This is a genomic window from Vibrio ezurae NBRC 102218 (genome assembly GCF_000467185.1).
In the GTDB taxonomy this organism is placed as follows: Bacteria; Pseudomonadota; Gammaproteobacteria; order Enterobacterales; family Vibrionaceae; genus Vibrio; species Vibrio ezurae.
Genome location: NZ_BATM01000055.1, coordinates 1 through 20,607, shown reverse-complemented (window position 1 = coordinate 20,607; position 20,607 = coordinate 1). Strand labels below are relative to the sequence as shown.

Here is a 20,607-nt window from a genome sequence, read left to right as displayed (position 1 = left end):
TCGATAAAGTCTTGGGAGTTAGCTACTTTAAGAACTTTAGGTATGAATACTTATCGCACTTGACAGTATCGCACCGAACACTATGATACTGCTCGGTGCGATACCGTTAACCTATAAACCAAACCTTTTGTCACTCCTCTGCCCTGCTAGAACATCCTTCTTAAAAAAGTGAAGCTTCTGAAATGCCTTCTGACCAGATTTTTGTTCCATAAAAAAGCCTCTCACCTGTTCATACAAACAGTGGTTAGGGCTTGTTATAAGAATACGTTAGCGATTCAGCACCACAAAAGCGCAATGGCTTGAATATGACCTCTTTTTTTATTTTTAACGAAGACTTTTCTAACTCATAAATGTCCGTGCGACCTGAGGTCGTATGAAGCGTTGTTCACCGCTTAACGAGTGAACCATCTGTATCACCAGATGAACCTACGAGCCTGAATAAAGCAGCGGCTCGGACAATGTAACGAAACTTGGCCGTTGGGCTGAGTGGGAAAAGAATCGTGAGAGGACGTTCCTCCTGAAAACCACAATTCGGGTAAGTGCTAGGTAGTCAGTATGATGAACGTATGTGAATCCATTCAAGGTGCGTTATATGATGAAGCAGCGGAAGTGGTTAATACGCTGTGGCCAAAAGGCAATGAGAGTTGGAAAGAGGTTGGACAGTACTTTTTCGTGGTCGCCGTACTCTCCGCACTATAGTGGGCATCTAAGCTGACATTTTACGTAACATACGGAACAGGGTAAAGCCTGTATCACTCCCTTTGGGAAAGCCTTTGTGGCCGATAGTGATGCAGGTATAGGAGGTCGGAAAAAGCGAAGGCTGCATTGTAATGATGCAGATACAGACTTATGTTTGATCACGAAAGTGAGCCCACTTCCGACTGGTCTCCCATTGCGAGAGAATTTGAAGAACTTTATTCAAGGAGAAAAGCAAATGGTGATCTCGAAAGAGATTAGTGCATCTTCTGACGGCGCTCAATGGCAGTCCATCGACTGGAAATCCGTTGAAGCACACGTATTGAAGCTTCAAATGCGTATCGCAAAAGCAACAAGAGAAAAGAAACACAGTAAGGTGAAGTCCTTACAGTGGCTCTTGACTCATTCTCGCTCAGCAAAGCTTCTTGCGGTTAAGCGAGTCTCTCAGAATAAAGGCAGTAAAACGTCTGGAATAGACGGTGTCATCTGGAACACAGATGTACGCCGTATGACAGCAGTCAATCAACTGAGCCGTAAGGCTTACTCTGCAAAACCACTCAAACGTATCTACATCCCCAAAAAGAACGGTAAGCTCAGGCCATTGGGTATTCCATGCATGATTGATAGAGCGCAACAAGCCCTCCACCTTCTAGCATTAGAACCAGTGTCCGAAACGCTTGCCGACCTCAATAGCTATGGGTTTAGGCCAAATCGTAGTACGGCTGACGCCGTCAGTCAGTGTTTCAAATGTTTGGCTCTAAAGCGATCTGCGAAATGGGTTCTTGAGGGAGATATTAAGGCTTGCTTCGACAAAATCGGGCATCAATGGCTTATCGACAATATCACGGTTGATAAACGTATGTTAGAGCAATGGTTAAAGTCTGGCTATGTGGATAAGGGTCTGTTCTATGATACCGATGAGGGTACACCTCAAGGTGGAATAATATCTCCAACCTTGATGCTAATGACTCTCGCGGGAATAGAGCAACAAATAAAATCTACAGCTCTGAAAAAGGGTGCTAAGGCTAACTTTATCGGTTACGCGGATGATTTCGTGGTTACTTGCTCTTCAAAGGAAGTGCTAGTGAACGACATCAAACCGTTGATTGCTGACTTTCTGGCAAAAAGAGGGTTAACCCTCTCCGAAGAGAAAACGAAAGTCACTCATATTGATGATGGCTTTGACTTTCTGGGTTTCAATCACAGGAAGTACAAAGGTAAATTGCTCATTAAACCGAGCAAATCCAACACGTTGTTATTCTTGAGAAACCTACGTGAACTTATTAAAAAGCACGCAACCATCCCTGTTAACGATCTTATCAAGTTGATAAATCCGAAACTCAGAGGATGGGCGAATTACTATCGCCACTGTGTTGCTAAACAAGTATTCGGGTATGTCGGCCACAAACTATTCCAAGCGCTATGGCACTGGGCAGTTAGACGTCATCCAACCAAGTCCAAAGACTGGGTTGTTCATAAGTATTTTCTTAATCGTAAAGGCCAGTGGCAATTTCACGGTTGGCAGAAAATTATGGACATGGACTGTCACTTCAATCTGTTCCAAATAGCAAAAGTGCCCATCGAGCGACACGTAAAAATCAGGAATGCGGCGACCCCTTTTGACCCTCAATACCAAGAATATTTGGTGAAGAGAAAATCTAAAAGGTTAGCTCGTAACTCTTGGAAAGACCCTGTCCCGACTGCGTTATAAGTTGCTGGGTATCAATGATGCCTTAGTGGAGGCTTGAGCCGTATGCAGTGAAAGTTGCACGTACGGTTCTTAGAGGGGCGGCACTTGGTAACAAGTGTCGTCTACTCGACAATAACGTGTTGGATCTTTTTGCCGAAGAGTACGTCACAGAACAAATTTCTGTTACAGAAAAACGCCTCAATGTGTCTAGAGTGACTATACATTAAGTCGTTTGAGTGCGTTTGCTAGGTTAAAGCAACAGGAAATCGCAATGGCTTGTGTTTGACCTACTTTTTTTAATTGGTGTAATGTGTAGTCAGTTGAGGCTATTTTGGTAGGAATATCATTTTGAATACAGAACCAACGGTGAACACTGATGAATTTCTTAAGGTCCTTTCGTCAGAATTGAAGTCACTTCCGACACAAGACCTAGAACTATGTGACCTATCGAATGAGATTGGTTTTATCATTGCAAAGTTAACTGGCACAGACCAGTCCCTCGAAAATGAATTTAAGAGCGGAATCGCACATGGATTTGAATTAGTAAGTCGCGAGGTCGAGGTAATAAAGATACGTTCAACACCCAGCTAGTTAATTTGGCTAGCTAAAATTCCCCCCATTTCTTATGGCCTCCTCATGGTTGGCTCTGGCGAAGGAGAGCGTTTATTGGTACTAAGTTTTGGTGTCTGTATTGTTTTTAGCTCCTTAGTCAGCGAGTAGTCTTTGATCTCGTCTTCATGAACTTTGAGATATTTCATTACGCTAGATTCTGCAATCCTGTTATTGAGTGCTTTGAATGCGGCGATAGTTTGCTTCCAAAAACTTTCATAATGACGTCCCCCTTTTTTCGCATCGATGTAGCGGTCGATGGCAGCAAATGCAATGGCAATTGATCTGCTGATATCTAGAGTGACTTCTTTCATTTCAAGTTCTTCTACACGCTCCTGCAATTGAATAGCGTCTTGTTCTAGAGCCTTGTTTTGTGCAATTATCTGACGTTGTTGGTGCCTCTTATCTTCAATGTCCAATGTACGCTGATTAAGGTTTTCTTTTGCTTGTTGCTGTTGCTGGTATAATTTTTGTTTGCTCAGCTCAGATTGCTGTATCTCTTGCTGAGTGGTTTGTATTGTCTGTTTGAGCTCGTCTATTTCTTTTTTGTGTTCTTCGATGTTGAATTGAGCGGTTTTTAACTCATTATTAATCCTTGCTTTTCTCTCTTCATGCTCCTTCTCAAGAAGTGTCTTTTGCTCTAGCAGCTTTTGTTGTTCTTCCAATAAACGAGTGTGGAAGTTGTAGCTACGTTCAGCTTTGGGAAGCTTTGCTTCTCGACGCATTTCTTTATTTTTCTCTAGTTGCTTCTGAGTTTTTTCTGCTCTGACACCTTTAAGCTCGATCTCATTTTTTTTAAAGTAGTAATTGGTATAGAGCAAAAACATCGCCTGCCAATGCTCACCGCGCAACTTTGAGTGGTAATAGTTTTTCTTATTTTTACTGTTAGTCCAGAAATCCTGCTCTTCTTTTGAAAGTGAATTGGTGACATATCGTTGAATCACTCTTTCTTCACATTCTCGTAGGTCGAATTCTTTCGTGTGCTTATTTTGTCCATCTATAAAGCAATGAATATGACTGCAAAGGTCTTCATGTTCGAGTTGCTCGTCGCCATGGATGACGGATAGTTTTATTGTATGATTGGGAAGAATTCGATTTAGAAAACCATGCACTAGCTCGACATTATGTTCTGGTGTGACATCGGCATTGCTGACTTGCCATTTTGATGGGATTTTAAAAATGACTTCTTGAATGCGTGTATGTTGCCCTGAACGTTCGGAGTGCGTCAAAGCATTATGTGCATCGATATACTTGTAAAGCATATTAATACGTTGTTTTACACGCTTTTTTAATAGTGGCTTAATATCGTTAATTATTTTAGTGCTTAACGGAAGACTACGAGGAGTGTCCAGTAATTTTTGAAAGGCATCCTCAACTAAAGGATTATTTGCTTTTTTTTCGGAGATGATTGCCGATTTCAACTTAGCTGAATAGTTAGCTAATTGTGTTTGCTTTTGTTTTTTATTATGGATTTTGGGTGGATTGAAGCTCTCAATTAGTGCAATTTTATCGCTCTCTGACAAGTTATTGAGTGGCTTTAATTCACCATCTAAATAGAGATAATTACACTGACTGAGATTCTCGTTCCACTCGATTGATTTCATTTCATGTTCCGATAAACGAGAAAGACAACGAAGTGTGTGTGCTAATGAACGACGCATTTTGCCTTTTGAATGCTGAGCTGTCGTATAATTTTGTTGAGCAGTAAATATTGCTATTTCTTTTGTCATTTGATCACCTATATTACTAGCGATCAAACTGCTAAGTTTGCCAAGAGCTGCTATGCACTTTTTCCTATGGAAAAGTGTAATAGCAGCGTACTTGGTTACACCAACTCACTGCTTCCTACATCCATATAACTAGCACTCGAATAAAGTGTAAGTGATAACTAATAAAACTTAATATTGCAGTTTGAGTTTTGTGTGTATGAAACATTATTTTTATGACTAAGCACAACGTTTGTTTTTGATATCGGTAGTTACTGTTGTGCGTTCCTCACCAGCAAAAACACGATCTAGATATTCGCTTACCTCGGATTCACGGAAGCGAACGCTATTTTCACCAAACTGTGTTCCAGGGATGAAACAGCCTTTTTTGATCCATCGTTCAAGAGTGGTTTTAGAAATGTTTAAAATTTTTTGAACATCGTTTTTGGTTAAGCATTTTGACATTGGGTTGGCCCTTTTTTTTATTATTTAAATGCATCCTAAACTAAGTTCTGTGTCTCAATAGCCTGAAATGAGACACATTTTTTAATGTGACCTTGATAAACTTTTATTGACTACTAAAGGCTGTAAATGCCTCTGAAAGTTGTTCTAATTTTGTACTTAATCAAAAAGGTAGGCCTAGGTATGGAAAATGAAAGGGTAGCAGTATCGCTACCCTTAAATAGATGAGAGGGTTAGTGCAGCGTTTCGAATTTCGTTTGAAGGTGGTTTAACGTGTTTAATGCTAAAGTTTTGTTTTCATATCCCGATACAATGCAATGTCGTAAGTATGCGGTCATTGTTTTTGACATAAAGCCAGCAACTTCTTTTGCTTCATACACTAAATAGTTTTCTTCATATAAGCGAGTCAAGATGAGTTGATGAAGTTCGTCTTGATAGAATCTCCAGTCATTGTCAAAATTAGATAGGAGAGTAGGAGACTCGAGTATATCGAGTAGACAACTAGAGCAATGCACAACAATAGAAGTGTAATTCATAAGATCCCTCTTAGCTTTCGTTAACTAGTTTGAATTATGTTAGATTCTCACTAGTGTAAATTCAGTAAATAACGTACATTAAAGGTTACTTATTGGTATTAAATGAGCTTAATGCACGTTTGCTGTATATTTATATTAGCACTCTGTTTGTACATTACAAGTATTATTTGCACGGAAAATGTATATTATGAATATTAAATGTAACCTCCCTCGTATCTTAGGTGAGCGAAGAATGAAAATTTCAGATTTATCAAGGCTGACAGGAGTTCATCGAAATATTCTGACTAGAATTTATAACGAAAGTGCTAACAGAGTGGATCTGGACGTTATTGTTGCCATTTGTGCTGGCTTATCAATCCAGGTTGGGGAGTTATACGAGGTGGTTGAAGAAGATTAAATTGTATTAGTACAATTAAGTGATGTTGATTTCGATTTACCATAATTAGGTTGAGTATTCTTGATAAAAATCCCAGACTAACTGTTCTAGTTCTTTCAATCTTTCGGCAACTTGTTCTGGGTTGTAGTTTTGAGCTTTTTTGTAGTGCTCGCGAGCTTTAAGATAGTTTAAATCTACGCCCCAACCATTTTGATAACAACGGCCTAATTCATAGCAAGCGGACGATGAGCCTTTTTCTGTAGCTTTCTTTAACCACAATACAGCGGCAGAATCATACTCTTCGGTGTTGTGATGGTAGAGATAACACAATCCCAATACATACATTGAATGTACATTTCCGCTTAGAGCACTTTTTTTAAACCAAAATTCAGCTTGATCTTTATCTTCGATACAAACTTCACCTTTGTACAGATCCCAAGCTATTTGTTTGAAAGCTGCTTGTATGCCTCCTTTGGCGGCATTAAGAAGATAATGGTGAGCATCTTTAGGGTGTTGATCTCGGATATTTAGTGCATGTTCATATGAAGCAGAGGGATGCCCTAGATTGGCTGCTATTTTGTAGTGAGAGTTAGCAATTTTAGTATCTTCGAGTAACTCATTTATTGCTTGAGCAAAGCTATAGTGAGCTTCAGCATTTTGTTCGTCGCATGATAAGGATAGAAGGCAAAGTTTGATTCGCTCATATTCACTCATATCAAGCTTGTCGTAGTATGACTCATAATAAAATAAGTCTATAACTTCGTCGATAGGTGGGTTTTCAGACTCTAGCATTTCAAATGCTCGAAATGCTGCTTCGGAGTTATCAAGAGATGCAGCTTTACAAAAATAATAAAAAGCAGAAGATTCAGACATTTTGGATACCCCAATGCCTTCATCAATTCTGACCGCTAGCTTAAGTGCCGCCTCTGCTATTTCATTGTTATCTGCAAGAATCTTATATAAGCGATTAGCTTCGCTATCATTGATTTGGCAACCAACTCCTTCTTCATAACAACGAGCCATCCCTAATAAGCCAAAGCTATCACTTTTTTCGACTGCTAGCTTATATATATTGAATGCTTTGTCCCTAATATACGAAGATGGTGAGTTAAAATATTTGTCTGCGATATCGACTAATTCATCATATGGCGTTAATTCTATTTTTAAATTCTCAATTGCCTGATAAAAACTTGGTGTAAAATCATCAAAGTTGAGTATGTGTTCTTCAAGTTCAGCGATGTTTGTAATTAACTGTTCATTAACTGCTTGGATTACAAGTGCTTTTGCTTTGGGTTTGCTGGGGAACAGTTTGTGCCCTTGTAAGTAGCACTTTGAAAGGGAAATTAAGTCATCATTGATCCAAAGAGTCGCAGGCTCATATCCTAGTGCCGCTAATTTCTTAATTTTTCTATAATATTCAAGCGCTAAGTTAGAACTTGTAGTGGCTTCATAAGAGGCAAGTGCTAGTTCGAATGTGGCTGCTAAAACATTTTTTGATTCAGCGTCCTTTAAGTACTGTATCCCGACTTTTCTATCTAACTTAACAAGCTCACCATCTAAATGGAGGCGACCAAAAGCATATATAGCTTCAGGGTACTTCAGTGCACTTGATTGGAATAAGTACTTCACAGCTTCAGATTTTTCAGATGGTGAAACAGCGTCACTTAGTAATTTGTAACCTTTATTGTAGAGAAATTTAGAATTCATACTTATAACGAAAAATTGACTAAAAAGTAATTATTTATTGAATACTTTATGCACACTCAACTTTGTTGTGTCAGAGCAATGTCAGGGCAGATAGCTATGGCGCGTAATGATAAGTACAACGTAATAGGTTTTTTTATATTTGTTAAGCTAGCAGGTACCACAGAGAAATGAATGGTAATATCCTAGAAAAATTAAAGACCAGTATAGAATATCTACTGTGTAAACTGCAAAAGATGACAATATAGGTTTAGTTGTATATGTGAGTTTCGATGATGACATCATGGTTCTTCATGAGCGGCCCAGGTTATGTGGCGCTTGAATACTTTGAAGGCTACTGATGTTAGATTTCACCAAGTTATAGAGAGCAATATGTTAATAGATAATACCACGACAAAGGTGGCTGATCTTCTTGCTGAAAGCTTTGAAAAAGATGATAAGCTTTCGATTATGACGGGACTTTTTTCTATATATGCGTTTGACGCATTGCAGGATGAGTTGTCTAATCTTGATTCTGTCCGACTGCTTTTTTCTCAATTTAAAGGGTTTGGAAACCATAGCGAAATAAATAGCCCGTTTGGACCTTTGTTAGGTGGGGAGCACGAAACTCGCTTTCGAAACCAACTAAACCAAAAGGCAATAGCCAGAGAATTTGCTCAATGGGTGGAAGATAAAACTAGTGTGAAGCTTGTCTCTCTAGTCGGTGCTGTCGGTAGGCATATTATTGCTTCCGAAGGGGAAGAGTTGACTGCAATCGATGGCGCTCAGTTTAATGGGGCTGGGTTGGGGCTTTCTGAGTCAGCCTCATTCGATATGATAACCAAAGTTCCAGCTCCTCAATCGCAAGATTTATTGTCTTATTTCAATATGGTTTGGAATGCAAAAGGGCAGGTCAAAGAAGCCAAGAAAGAGCTCCTATCTCAGCTCGATATGTTAACTAAAGATCAGCCAGCTAGCTTCATTTATTTTGTTACTCTCTACAACCTGTTCAAAGACTTTATTGGTGAGCTTCAAGAAGAGAACATCATCAATACTCGTACGGGCTTTAAAGATACAATCGTCTGGAACAAACTGTATAAATTCCAACGAGATGGAGTGCTCGGCGCGATCGATAAACTTAGCAAATATAACGGTTGTATCATTGCTGATAGTGTTGGGCTGGGTAAAACCTTTGAGGCTCTAGCAGTAATTAAATACTTCGAGTTACGTAATGACAAAGTACTGGTCCTATGTCCTAAGAAGCTTAGGGACAACTGGTTGGTGTACACACAGAATGATAAACGTAACCTGCTAGCTGATGACCGCTTTAACTACGACGTTCTCAATCATACCGACATGAGTCGCTTCAAAGGGCATTCAGGTACTATTAACCTTGAGACGATAAACTGGGGTAACTACGATCTGGTTGTGATTGATGAAAGCCACAATTTCCGTAATAATAACCCTAAGAAAGATGGCAAGAACCGCTATCAAAGACTGCTCGACGACATCATTAAAGCGGGTGTCAAAACTAAAGTGCTAATGTTGTCGGCAACCCCCGTTAACAATCGTCTCAACGATATGAAGAACCAGGTGGCCTTCATTACTGAAGCTAACGATTCAGCACTTGCTGAACATGGCATCAATAGCATTGAAGGTACCTTGAGAACGGCACAGCAACACTTTAATGCTTGGTCTAAACGCCCGACAGATGAGCGTACCTCTCAAGAATTGCTCGATACTATTAACTTTGATTATTTCAAGTTATTGGATATTTACACCATAGCCCGTTCCCGTAAGCACATCGAAAAATACTACGGCACGGAAGATGTGGGTAAGTTCCCAACCCGTCTTTTGCCAAAGAACGTTAAGTCCGACATTGACCTGCAAAAAGAATTCCCACCATTAAAAGATGTTAACGACACAATTCGTCGCCTAACTCTGGCATGCTACTCACCAATGCAGTATGTGATGCCCAACAAAATTGCGGAGTACGCAAGACGTTATGACCAAAAAGTCAAAAGCGGCTCTACTTTCAAACAAGTAGACCGTGAGGCGAGTCTGGTTCACTTAATGCGTATCAACTTATTGAAACGCATGGAAAGCTCTATCTTCTCGTTTAAGTTGACGTCAGAGAAACTACTCGCACAAGTTGAGTCGATTTTAAGACAAATTGAGCATTTCAGTCAGAATATTGCTCCCAACTTATCTGCTGGGTTGACGGATGAGTTCGTTGCACCGCCGATCGAAGAAATACACGATTTTGAAATGGAAAGCCCAGAGCTTGCGCCCTTTATGGTGGGTAAAAAGACTAAGGTTCGCCTGCAAGACATGGATTTGATTCGATATGCACAAGATCTTGATGCAGATTGTGCCTTCTTACGAGAAATTGTAAGAGAGGCAAGGCAAGTTTGCGCGGTTCGGGATGCCAAGCTACAAGCGTTGAAAGAGGCCATTACCAATAAGGTGCAAAATCCGATCAATGGAGCAAACAAAAAGGTCATCATCTTTTCTGCTTTCGCGGATACCGCTGAGTATTTGTATAACGACTTAGCCTCTTGGGCACAAAATCAATTTGGAATAAATACGGCGCTTATCACAGGTCAGAAAACAGATACCACTTTGCTTGATCCAGCTGGCAAGCGTGTGAAAGCGGATTTGAACAGTATGCTGACTCACTTTTCACCCATCTCAAAAGAGCGTGAAAAAGTGTTCCCAGAGTTTTCGCAAGAGATTGATATCTTGATTGCAACCGACTGTATTTCAGAAGGTCAAAACCTGCAAGATTGTGACTATCTAGTGAACTACGATATTCACTGGAACCCAGTGCGTATTATTCAGCGCTTCGGTCGAATTGACCGACTAGGTTCCATCAACGCGCAAATTCAGCTAGTGAATTTCTGGCCGAATATGGAGTTGGATGAATACATTAATTTAGAGGCAAGAGTTAGCGGTAGAATGGTCTTGCTTGATATATCCGCTACAGGGGAAGAGAACGTTATCGAGCAAAACTCATCCGAAATGAATGATCTGGATTATCGCAGAAAGCAGTTAGAGCAACTGCAAGACCAAGTAGTTGACCTAGAAGAAATTTCGGGTGGGGTATCAATCACTGATCTTACCTTGAATGATTTCCGAATGGATCTGTCTGATTATCTCAAAGAGCATCTAGAGTTGCTTGAGTCGGCACCGACAGGACTTTTTGCACCAGTGCGAATCTACAGTTCAAATGCTGAGTTGGCTGCCATTGCGAATGAACTAGAGCCTGGTGTTATCTTCTGCCTTAAGGACAAAACAGGTTCAGTGCAAGTAGATGAGAGCTATGCGCTTGCGCCTTACTATCTCGTTTACGTTTCAGAGGATGAAGAAGTGGTGTATTCGTTTACCCAAGCGAAACATATTCTTGACCTAATTAAGAAGCTAGCAAGTGGCTCAAATGAGCCTGATGCAGCGGCCTATGAAGCTGTTGAGCGTGAAACGAGAAGTTACACCAATATGGATGAGCAGTTACATCTGTTACGCATTGCCGTTGGAGACATAGCGGGTAAGAGTGAAGAGAAAGGCGCAGCAAGTTTGTTCAACCCTGGTGGTACAACCTTAACAGGTAACTCAAGCCAGCAGATTAATGACTTTGAAGTCGTTAGTTATTTGGTAGTGGTTTAGAGGGTAATAACAGTGAGCATAGAGAGTAGTTTCGCCGAAACCGTGATCCAGAACTTTGGTTTTCCTAATAGTACAGAGCTAGGCGTTAAGGTACCGAAGAAAACAATTACTGACAATACATCCTTAAGCAGCAGTGATAAACAGTTGATTAAAGATGTGCTTAAATCGCTAATGTGGCGATTTACCATGAAGCCTGAGACGGTGAATATTCCAGTCTTTGAAGATGATGTACATCAATACAAAGAGATCGCGGTTCTGCATGTAAAAGTGAAGAGCAACAGTAAAACTAAGCAACTGTGTAAGCTACTGCATCAGCAGATCCCATACCCAACTCTACTGTTTGTTGAGTGGGATCAGGAGGCTGCCATCAGTTTGGCTGATAAGCGAGTGAACCAAGTGGACAGTACTAAGCTAACCATTGAGTATCAGTATGACACTGGCTGGCTAGACGAAAAGAGCCAGCAAACGTTTAATTCAGATTTCCTTGCAGATTTACGTTTTGACCACTGCTCGGTGTTATCGCTGTATGACTTCTATACCAGTGTCATCCAAAAGCTAAATTTCTTAGAAGCAGCCAAGACAACAGGAATTTACAGCGACAAAGCCGATGAGGATTTAACCCCTCTACTAGCGGAACTAAATAGATTAGAAATACAGCTAATTCAAATCCGAAACAAGCTCAAAAAAGAGACGCAAATGAATACAAAAATGCGCCTCAATGTAGAAGCACGAAAAATTAAATTAGTGATTGAAAAGATTAAACAGCAGATAGCGTAAGCCTATTTGTGATGCCCTTAACATCAGCGACTAGAACATGAATTTATACAAGGTAACAGCATGAGCCAACAAGAAAACTCAAAGGTAGAAAAGATTACAGGCAATAGCCCAGAAGCTAAAAGCTTGGATATTACCAATCAAAATATCGAGCAACTAAAGCAATTGTTCCCAGATGTGTTTTCTGAAGGGAAAATTGATTTTGAGGTATTAAAGGCAGTGCTGGGTGAAGCGATTGATGATTCTCCAGAGCGCTATAACTTCACTTGGAGTGGCAAGACTAAAGCTCGCCAAATTGCTCAAACTCCATCTACAGGTACTCTTCGCCCTTGTAAAGGGGAAAGCATCAACTGGGACACGACTGAGAACCTGTTTATTGAGGGGGACAACCTTGAAGTCTTGAAGCTACTTCAAAAGTCCTACCATAAAAAAGTGAAGATGATTTACATAGACCCCCCATACAACACAGGTAAAGACTTTGTTTACAGGGATAACTTTCACGATAATGTAAAAAATTATTTTGAATTAACAGAGCAAGTAGATAATGAAGGTAACAAATTAAGCACTAATTCTGAGGCGTCAGGCAGATACCATTCTGATTGGCTAAATATGATCTACCCGCGATTGAAGTTAGCTAGAAATCTGTTAACGGATGATGGAGTGTTATTTGCTTCCATTGATGATAATGAAGTAACAAACTTTTCTATGCTCCTGAGAGAGGTTTTTGGGGATACAAATGTTGAAATTTACATTTGGGATACTAGAGAAGAAGGAACCATGCCTAAGACTGCCAAGAAGACAGTTAGAAAAGAGCATGAGTATATTTTGGCTGCATTCAAATCAAATGAAAGAATAAAACTTAATAAGTACTCTTCGTACAAGTACAAAGATAATAATGACTGGACCAACCCTGACAATGATCCTAGAGGGCCTTGGATGTCTGGAAACATTTCACGAGGCAGTGGTGAAAGTTCTGGTGGTAGTAAGTCTTTCGCGATAACAAATCCAGAGGGTGTTGTGTTTGAAAGAGATTGGTCTATCAGTGAAGAAGAATTCAAAGCTTTACTCGCAGATAACCGAATTTATTTTGCAAATAATGGATCTGGTGTCCCAAGAAGGAAAATTTTTGCAAATGAGCCTGTAGAGTCAATTCAATCATCAATTTTTGAAGGATTAAAATCGTCACAATCCGCAAAAAGGAAAATTGCTGATTTAATTGGATGTAGCGATTTTGACTATCCTAAACCTACGGAGTTACTCTCGAGGCTTATTGAAATATCAACTATGAGCGGTGATATTGTAATGGATTTTTTTGCAGGCACGGGAAGCCTTGGACATGCAGCATACGAACTGTCAAATAAAGAGAATCGTAAATTCATTTTGATTCAATTGCCTGAAAAAATGGCATCTACTTCATATAGTGTAATTTCAGAATTAACAATAGATCGTTTGAAAAGTGTAACTCCGAATACAGGACTAAAAGTATTTAAACTTGACGAAACAAACATCCGCCCCTGGGAGGCTGACTTTGAAAATCTGGAACTTGTCCTTCAACAATCAGAACAATCAATCAAAGGTGACCGCACAAGCGAAGATGTTTTGTACGAAATCTTCCTGAAATATGGCTATGACCTAACCACCCCTGTCGAAACCGAACTCGTCAATGGAAAAATCGTCTTCGTTGTGGGAGCAGGCGCGCTATTCGTTTGTCTCGACGATGATATAACCACTAAAACGGTAGAAGGCATTGCCAAGTTGAAAGAAGACTATGACCCAGAAACAACCCAAGTGGTCTTTAAAGATGAAGGCTTTGCTGATGATCGCGTCAAAACCAATGCGATTCAAATCTTGAAACAAGCCGCGATTGATGATGTCAAAAGTATTTAAGGGGGTAGATGATGCCTGAAATGAAGATCAAATTTAACCCCAACCTCGATCATCAACTCGATGCCATTGAAGCGGTGGCGAGGGTATTTGAAGGTCAAGAAACCTTTCAATCAAACTTTTCAATATCGTCTGCTGTTCAAGCAGACATGTTTGAGAAGAACGATGGCATTGGTGTAGCAAATGCGCTGACTTTGTTGTCAGAGGAGCTTTACGAGAACACGCGTAAAGTACAGCTTGAAAATGGCTTACCGCAAACTGAAACGTCAAAGCAAGCATTACCTAGCCTTGATTTCACCATCGAGATGGAAACGGGTACGGGTAAAACTTATGTTTACTTACGCAGTGCGTTTGAACTGAATCAGCGGTACGGATTGACTAAGTTCATTATCGTAGTGCCATCCGTAGCCATAAAAGAAGGTGTGTATAAATCTCTGCAAATGACCGAAGAGCATTTCAGAAAAGAGTACAAGAACGTTCAATATGACTACTTTGTTTATGATTCGTCGAAGCGTGAACAGGTGAGAAATTTTGCTACTAATGATTATATTCAGATTATGGTCATCAACATTGACGCGTTTAGTGAAGCTTTTGATGATAAATCAACGACAAAGTCTAAGAAGGCTAGAAGATTAATTAACCAAGCTGATGATCGCTTAAGTGGAATGAAACCAATTGAATTCATACAAGCGACAAAGCCAGTAGTGCTCATTGATGAACCTCAGACTTCTGTTTCGACACCTACTCGTAAAAAGGCAGTTGAGAACTTAAATCCGCTCTGTACGTTCCGCTATTCAGCAACGCTGACTGAAAACCTCAATATGCTCTACAAGCTAGATTCTATTGATGCTTATGAGCGTAAGTTGGTCAAGCAAATTGAAGTAGCTTCACTCGAAGTACAAGACAACCACAACAAGGCATATATCAAGCTGATTAGTGTCGACAACAAAAAGTCACCAATTACGGCGAAGGTTGAGGTTGACTCACAAACCAAAACAGGAAAATTGCAGCCACGCAAGACGATTACCGTAAAAAGCGGCACAGACTTGTTTGAAGCCACCAACGGTCGAACTGTTTACGAAGGCTATGTGGTCAATGACATTTATTGTGAAAAGGGTAATGAGTACATTAACTTCACCAGTCGTGACGACACTGTCGAATTAGGTCAATCCATCGGTGAAGTTGACCTAGACACATACAAGCGCTTGCAAGTTGCAAAAACTGTCGAAGAGCACCTAGCAAAAGAGCTTAAATTCTTCAAAAAAATCACAACAGGCGTTGATCCAATGGATCATTCGAAAGTGATGAGCCAAAAGGGGATTAAAGTACTGAGCTTATTCTTTATTGATAAAGTGGCTAATTACCGTGGATACACTAAAGAGGGTGAACCCACACAAGGTAAATTCGCATTATGGTTTGAAGAGGAGTTTGCAGCCCAACTGCGTAAGGATGAGTACCGTGTTTTATACCCGTCAGTTTGGGATAAAGACACTACTGGCGAATTTATAGCAAATGAGCAAGCGATTAAGGAGCTTGCTAGCTCAGTTCATAACGGTTACTTCGCACAAGACAAGAAGAAAGATGCTTCTGGAAATGCTGTACTAATCGATCTTAAAGAGACAGCAGCAAGTATGAACGGCAAGAATGCAGAATCAGCTTACAACCTGATCATGAAAGATAAAGAGAAGTTGCTTTCTATTGATGAAAAGCTTCGCTTTATTTTCAGTCACTCAGCGCTGAAAGAAGGTTGGGATAACCCGAATGTATTCCAGATCTGTACGCTGAACGAAACGGCATCGGTTATGAAGAAACGCCAAGAAATTGGGCGTGGTTTGCGCTTGGCTGTTGACCAATCAGGCGAGCGTGTACCGTACGGTTTTGAAGTGAATACGCTAACTGTCATGGCGAATGAATCGTACGAGCAATTTGTTGCAGAATTACAGAAAGAGATCGAACAAGAAGAAGGCATCAAATTTGGCGCGGTAGAGAAACACCAGTTTGCCAATATTGTTATCAATTCTGACGATTACGCCACAATGGGTGAAAAGGAGTTTCTTGGTGCTCAGAAATCGGAGGAGATCTTCACACATTTACAAGACAAGGGCTACATAGATAAGAATGGTAAGATTCTAGATGCTTTGAAGACAGACTTAGCTGATAACTCTGTGAGTCTCCCTGATAGCGTGCAAGCGCATTCTGAGGCTATCATAGCAACCTTAGCCAAGGTTTCGAAAGGCCTTAGCATTAAGAAGCACGAAGAGAAGAAAACAGCGTCACTGCGTGAAGACAATGGTAAGCAAATTGTGCTCGGTGAAGATTTCAAAGCACTTTGGGATCGCATTAAGTACAAAACAACTTATCGCGTCGACTTTAATGTTGGTGAGCTAGTTGAAAAGTGCATCAAAGAAATCCGAGCGTCAGTTGCTGTTGCTAGTGCGAAGTTCGAGTATAAGAAAGCCAAGGTAGCTATTACCGAATCGGCACTTGAGACTCATGATGAAGAGTCGAAAACTCACACCTACAAGAACAGAAACTACCAATTACCTGACGTGGTGACTTATTTAGAGTCTCACACTAACTTGACGCGCAAGACGGTAGTGCAAATCTTACTTGGGTTAGGCGATAAGCTTGAAGCGTTTAAGAACAACCCGCAGCGCTTTATTGAGCTAACAGGAGAGGTGATCCGCAAGCAAATGCGCTTAGCAATTGTAGATGGTATCTCTTATCACCGTATCGGTGATGAATATTATGCGCAAGAGCTTTTTCAAGAGGAGGAGCTAACGGGTTATCTTAAGAATATGGTTGAGGCCAATAAGTCTGTTTATGATTACATCATTTGTGATTCGGATACAGAGTTCGAGTTTGCTGAAAAATTAGAGACGTCTTCTGATGTGAAGCTTTATGCGAAACTCCCGAGTTGGTTCAAGATTGATACGCCTCTGGGTAGCTACAACCCTGATTGGGCAGTCTTAATTGATAAAGAAGATGGCATGGGTGATCAGCTGTACTTTGTTGTAGAAACCAAGTCCAGTATTTTCTCTGACGACTTGCGAGCGTCAGAACAAGCCAAAATCAACTGCGGTATTGCCCACTTTGAGGCTTTGTCGAAAGATAAAGCAGGTAATAACCTTGAGAATCCCGCAAAGTTTATAAAGGCTGATTCATTTAATACCTTTTCAACTCACCTTCAAGACTAATTAACCAGCGGCGAGGAAGCTCGCCGTTTTTAGTTTTACTTTTGAACTAATTTGAATGTTTGATTAGTTGCTTTGCATTGGCTTTGTATTTCGATATACCATTATCAAGGTATTCACACCAAAGTGTCATAGCCTCACGCTTTTCAGAAAGGTAATCATAGCGATCATAGTGTTTGCTAGAAACGTCATTCATTGCATGACCTTGAATTCGGTCTCTTAGTTCTTTACTTATACCCAAATGACCAGTAAGGGTTTTGAAGGTTCGTCTGAAGTCCCTTGCTGTAAATGTTCTTAGGCCTGAGCGCTCACGATAGCGACCTACAGCTTGTGAAATGGTATTAAGTGGTGTTGGTGCTGATGGATCTGTGGTTTTAGGGAATACATATTCACTTTGACTAGTATTTTGGTTCTTAGTTAGTAAGTTATAGCTAGATTTGGTCAGGGCTATGACCAGGTCTCTCTTGTTTTTTGTGATCTTACCAGGCAGTGTCACCGTCATTTCCTGGTGGTTTATATCGCTCCATTTTATGCTACAAACCTCATTAGGTCTTTGTCCGCCCAAGTAGAAACATAAACGCATGATATTTCGTGCATTTTGGTGCATTTTTAGATCGTGGGTACGATGTTCAAGTTCATATAGGAGCTTAAATAACTCTTCTGGCTCTAGAAAGTGATTACCAACTTTTTCAGCTTCAGTTTGTTTGGGAATAGCTGTTACAGGGTTGTGGGAAAGATCAAACTTACCTACTGTGGATTTTTTAGCAGGATCGTTATCGTGCTTGAGGCCGTAATTAAAGGCTGCATGTAAAATTGAACGGACTTTGTTGGATTTAGTTGTCGCCCCACGATCAATTATCTTTCTTAAGATGCAAACAATTTCTTCTGTTGTTACATCCTTAGCTTTTGTGTCTGGAGAAATATATGGATATATCTCTTTCTCAAGTATCTCAAGATCAATGTCGGCCTGTCGTTTTTCGCCTGCTTTTTTCTTGTCACGGTGAGAGTCAAAGAGGTCTTTCAGTGTCGCTTTTTGACTTTCTGCTTTCTGCTGTTCTTCTTTTGCTCTTTGCTGCTTCTCTATTTCATCCTTAGGGTCGAGTCCTTTATCTAGCATTAAGCTGTACAACTTTGCCTTTTCACGGGCGATTGATAAGGATACTTGAGGAAAAGTACCAATTTTAATGAAAACAGCCTTTTCATTAACAAAGAACCTAAATTTGAATACTTTAGTACCTGATTTAATGATGTGTATTCCGAGTCGTCCCATCCCACGTTCGTTGGTTTTATCCCATTTATAGTAATGGTTATTTTTAGGTTTAAAGGATGAGATTTGTTTACTAGTTAGCATCATGCATTGCCTCTTTATGGTACTTGATGAATATTAACAGTATTTGTTATGGGAGTAAAATTCGTGGTCAAGTAAGTGGTCAAGTAAGTGTGGTGTTTTGTGATGCGCTATGATGCATATTGAGGCATTGGTGGTTTTTGTTTTTATTTTAAGTCTATGTTTTTAATAGCAAAAGAGGATAAATGAGCTTTATTGAGAATCACGACAATATAACTTCTAAGGATGTGGTCGTAGGTTCGAATCCTACAGGGCGCGCCAACTCACATAGAAAGGCCTGATAATTCAATGAATTATCAGGCCTTTTGCTTTTCTGTGGTGCCTCTGTGGTGCCGTTGAAATTAACTTTCGTTAAATTTTGTAAACTCTCTTTGAATGCATACTCATTGCATTGAGTCCGTACATTTCTCTCAAATACGTGTCTTGTAACGGCATAACCCACTGATATTGACTATTTTATAGTAACTCTATGATCTTATAAATCGGGAAATGGCACCGTTGAAAAGACTCTCTAAGATCCAAATTCAAGAGCTAACCAGTTTAGGGCTAACGCAGCATCAGATAGAAGAATGCGAAAGTGTTTTGATAAATGTACCGCCACTCTTTGATGAGAAGAAAGTGAATATGCTTAAAAATTTTTTGAGCAAAGCGGAAAAGATACTCGATGAATTTGAACGCAATGATCCACGTTTATTTAATGAAATCCAAAGTTTTTTGGGGGACGGGATTCTTCTTGAACAAAAGCCCCTTTCTTGTATGCAAGACGCATTATCGACAGTGAAGCAAAACCAAACGCTAGTTTAGATGAAGACTCAGTTCTTGAATATATACGAAATCAAGAACAAGAAGGTGAGCACCGAGATCACTTGAAGTTCAGAATTTAGCGCCTAAGGTGTTTACTTAGGGCCTTCGAGGGTAATACCTAACAAGGATCCGACTTTGGCAATCCCTGCCTGTGATCTAGATCGCAAAGTTTAATTTGCAAAGCGTTATATTGTTACGAAAAATTACAACAGTATGACTGTCAATATGTGTCATATTCAAATGTTGCAACTTTAAGCGCAAAAAGGCAATTTTTATGCAAAAAAGAGTGTTGAGTTTCATTTTAATAGCTATTTTATTTGGGTGTAAAGGTGGTCAATCTGACAATTCCACTATCGCACCTCAAGAGATAAAGATATCTATTATTGATGGAGTGTTGAAAAATGCACTGGTTTTTGTTGATAAAAATCAAAACAATAAATTTGATTTTAATAAAGATACTGTTTTAGGTTTATCTGATGATAATGGTCAAATTAAAGTTAATAGTTCTTTAGATATTAATAATATTGTTCTAGGTGCATTAATGTTACCTAAGCAATCATCAGTATTGAAAAAAAAGCTCATTGTAACGTATTCAAAATATTTATCAGACTCAATTTATACTGAAGACTTGGATTATGAAGGGGAACCTGTTTCAACGGTAACGTTATTTGGGTTTAAAGGTTCACTGGTAGTTTCTCCTTTAACCTCTCTTGTTAGAGCGGAAGAATTAGAAATTAAGAAAACAAAAGAATATTCCTCGAAAGATAGCTTAGAACAAGCAAAAGAAAAAGTGTCTAATTTATTACATATATCTATTGAAGATTTATCATCAAATTATATTTTAAATAATAATGGAAAAATTCATGCTTTAGCAATAAATATATTTAAAGCAAAGTCTCTTATCGATAATTTACTTGATATCAGTAATAAAGAGAAAATTGAAGCTATAATATCGGATGCAAATAATTCTACGATTATAGGAACGCCAGCAACAGAAAAATTAGTAGAAAAGCAAAATGCGATTAATAGTATTGTAGATGCGACAATTGGGAAATCAATAACTGTAGATACTTTACGTACAGCGGGAGTGACTGATATTCCAACTGGACCTCACGCCAGTGACGTATTGAATGCAGCGCAAGCCACGATAACAAATAAAGGCACTACGGTTGCAACTATCCA

14 protein-coding genes are annotated in these 20,607 nt (G+C 39.7%); 10 read left to right on the top strand and 4 right to left on the bottom strand.

Annotation, left to right across the window (positions count from 1 at the left end; all coding sequences use genetic code 11):
• The first annotated feature begins 555 nt into the window (after window positions 1–555).
• From VEZ01S_RS16885 to VEZ01S_RS16790, 3 genes are all read left to right on the top strand, one after another.
• The gene (locus VEZ01S_RS16885; protein ID WP_162497971.1) at window positions 556–699 is read left to right on the top strand and encodes a hypothetical protein; all 144 of its coding nucleotides are present in this window, start codon (window positions 556–558) and stop codon (window positions 697–699) included.
• 235 nt (window positions 700–934) lie between these two features.
• Window positions 935–2,407: a group II intron reverse transcriptase/maturase gene (gene ltrA, locus VEZ01S_RS15470; RefSeq protein ID WP_021714996.1), complete on the top strand. Its 1,473-nt coding sequence runs from the start codon at window positions 935–937 to the stop codon at window positions 2,405–2,407.
• Between the two features lie 47 nt (window positions 2,408–2,454).
• Complete coding sequence (locus VEZ01S_RS16790; RefSeq protein WP_021714995.1) at window positions 2,455–2,613, top strand: hypothetical protein; 159 nt, start codon at window positions 2,455–2,457, stop codon at window positions 2,611–2,613.
• A 396-nt stretch (window positions 2,614–3,009) separates the two neighbouring features.
• Here VEZ01S_RS16790 and VEZ01S_RS15460 read toward each other — a convergent pair whose 3' ends face one another.
• Together VEZ01S_RS15460 and VEZ01S_RS15455 are read right to left on the bottom strand one after the other, a co-directional pair.
• Window positions 3,010–4,725 (bottom strand): hypothetical protein, encoded by a 1,716-nt coding sequence (locus VEZ01S_RS15460; protein ID WP_021714993.1) that lies wholly within the window; start codon window positions 4,723–4,725, stop codon window positions 3,010–3,012.
• 216 nt (window positions 4,726–4,941) lie between these two features.
• A complete protein-coding gene (locus VEZ01S_RS15455) occupies window positions 4,942–5,166 on the bottom strand; it encodes a helix-turn-helix transcriptional regulator (protein ID WP_021714992.1) in 225 nt (74 codons plus the stop codon).
• A 711-nt stretch (window positions 5,167–5,877) separates the two neighbouring features.
• Between VEZ01S_RS15455 and VEZ01S_RS15445 the strand changes: the two genes are divergently transcribed.
• Window positions 5,878–6,096, top strand: coding sequence for a helix-turn-helix domain-containing protein (locus VEZ01S_RS15445; RefSeq protein WP_369371275.1), 219 nt, complete (start codon window positions 5,878–5,880; stop codon window positions 6,094–6,096).
• Between the two features lie 45 nt (window positions 6,097–6,141).
• Here the strand turns inward: VEZ01S_RS15445 and VEZ01S_RS15440 are convergent, their stop codons facing one another.
• Complete coding sequence (locus VEZ01S_RS15440; RefSeq protein WP_021714989.1) at window positions 6,142–7,782, bottom strand: tetratricopeptide repeat protein; 1,641 nt, start codon at window positions 7,780–7,782, stop codon at window positions 6,142–6,144.
• A gap of 369 nt (window positions 7,783–8,151) precedes the next feature.
• Here VEZ01S_RS15440 and VEZ01S_RS15435 point away from each other — a divergent pair, with 369 nt between their 5' ends.
• Genes VEZ01S_RS15435 through VEZ01S_RS15420 form a run of 4 tightly spaced genes read left to right on the top strand, consistent with a single transcriptional unit; the run spans window position 8,152 to window position 17,276 of the window.
• Window positions 8,152–11,421: a helicase-related protein gene (locus VEZ01S_RS15435; RefSeq protein WP_021714988.1), complete on the top strand. Its 3,270-nt coding sequence runs from the start codon at window positions 8,152–8,154 to the stop codon at window positions 11,419–11,421.
• 12 nt (window positions 11,422–11,433) lie between these two features.
• Window positions 11,434–12,198, top strand: coding sequence for a DUF4391 domain-containing protein (locus VEZ01S_RS15430; RefSeq protein ID WP_021714987.1), 765 nt, complete (start codon window positions 11,434–11,436; stop codon window positions 12,196–12,198).
• Window positions 12,199–12,258: 60 nt separating this feature from the next.
• The gene (locus tag VEZ01S_RS15425) at window positions 12,259–14,082 is read left to right on the top strand and encodes a site-specific DNA-methyltransferase (protein WP_021714986.1); all 1,824 of its coding nucleotides are present in this window, start codon (window positions 12,259–12,261) and stop codon (window positions 14,080–14,082) included.
• Window positions 14,083–14,102: 20 nt separating this feature from the next.
• A complete protein-coding gene (locus VEZ01S_RS15420) occupies window positions 14,103–17,276 on the top strand; it encodes a type III restriction-modification system endonuclease (RefSeq protein WP_040891212.1) in 3,174 nt (1,057 codons plus the stop codon).
• 46 nt (window positions 17,277–17,322) lie between these two features.
• On the opposite strand, the gene VEZ01S_RS15415 is transcribed toward VEZ01S_RS15420, so the two are convergent.
• Complete coding sequence (locus tag VEZ01S_RS15415) at window positions 17,323–18,627, bottom strand: tyrosine-type recombinase/integrase (protein WP_021714984.1); 1,305 nt, start codon at window positions 18,625–18,627, stop codon at window positions 17,323–17,325.
• A gap of 492 nt (window positions 18,628–19,119) precedes the next feature.
• Here VEZ01S_RS15415 and VEZ01S_RS15410 point away from each other — a divergent pair, with 492 nt between their 5' ends.
• Together VEZ01S_RS15410 and VEZ01S_RS15405 are read left to right on the top strand one after the other, a co-directional pair.
• The gene (locus VEZ01S_RS15410; protein ID WP_156896033.1) at window positions 19,120–19,425 is read left to right on the top strand and encodes a hypothetical protein; all 306 of its coding nucleotides are present in this window, start codon (window positions 19,120–19,122) and stop codon (window positions 19,423–19,425) included.
• 274 nt (window positions 19,426–19,699) lie between these two features.
• Window positions 19,700–20,607: hypothetical protein (locus VEZ01S_RS15405; protein ID WP_021714982.1), on the top strand; the 908-nt coding region annotated here is incomplete at its 3' end.

Bases quoted from the DNA above. Each gene is read 5' to 3' on its own strand.
- VEZ01S_RS16885 (WP_162497971.1), top strand. From the start codon at position 556: ATGATGAACGTATGTGAATCCATTCAAGGTGCGTTATATGATGAAGCA.
- ltrA (WP_021714996.1), top strand. From the start codon at position 935: ATGGTGATCTCGAAAGAGATTAGTGCATCTTCTGACGGCGCTCAATGG.
- VEZ01S_RS15460 (WP_021714993.1), bottom strand. From the start codon at position 4,725: ATGACAAAAGAAATAGCAATATTTACTGCTCAACAAAATTATACGACA.
- VEZ01S_RS15455 (WP_021714992.1), bottom strand. From the start codon at position 5,166: ATGTCAAAATGCTTAACCAAAAACGATGTTCAAAAAATTTTAAACATT.
- VEZ01S_RS15445 (WP_369371275.1), top strand. From the start codon at position 5,878: ATGTATATTATGAATATTAAATGTAACCTCCCTCGTATCTTAGGTGAG.
- VEZ01S_RS15440 (WP_021714989.1), bottom strand. From the start codon at position 7,782: ATGAATTCTAAATTTCTCTACAATAAAGGTTACAAATTACTAAGTGAC.
- VEZ01S_RS15435 (WP_021714988.1), top strand. From the start codon at position 8,152: ATGTTAATAGATAATACCACGACAAAGGTGGCTGATCTTCTTGCTGAA.
- VEZ01S_RS15425 (WP_021714986.1), top strand. From the start codon at position 12,259: ATGAGCCAACAAGAAAACTCAAAGGTAGAAAAGATTACAGGCAATAGC.
- VEZ01S_RS15420 (WP_040891212.1), top strand. From the start codon at position 14,103: ATGAAGATCAAATTTAACCCCAACCTCGATCATCAACTCGATGCCATT.
- VEZ01S_RS15415 (WP_021714984.1), bottom strand. From the start codon at position 18,627: ATGATGCTAACTAGTAAACAAATCTCATCCTTTAAACCTAAAAATAAC.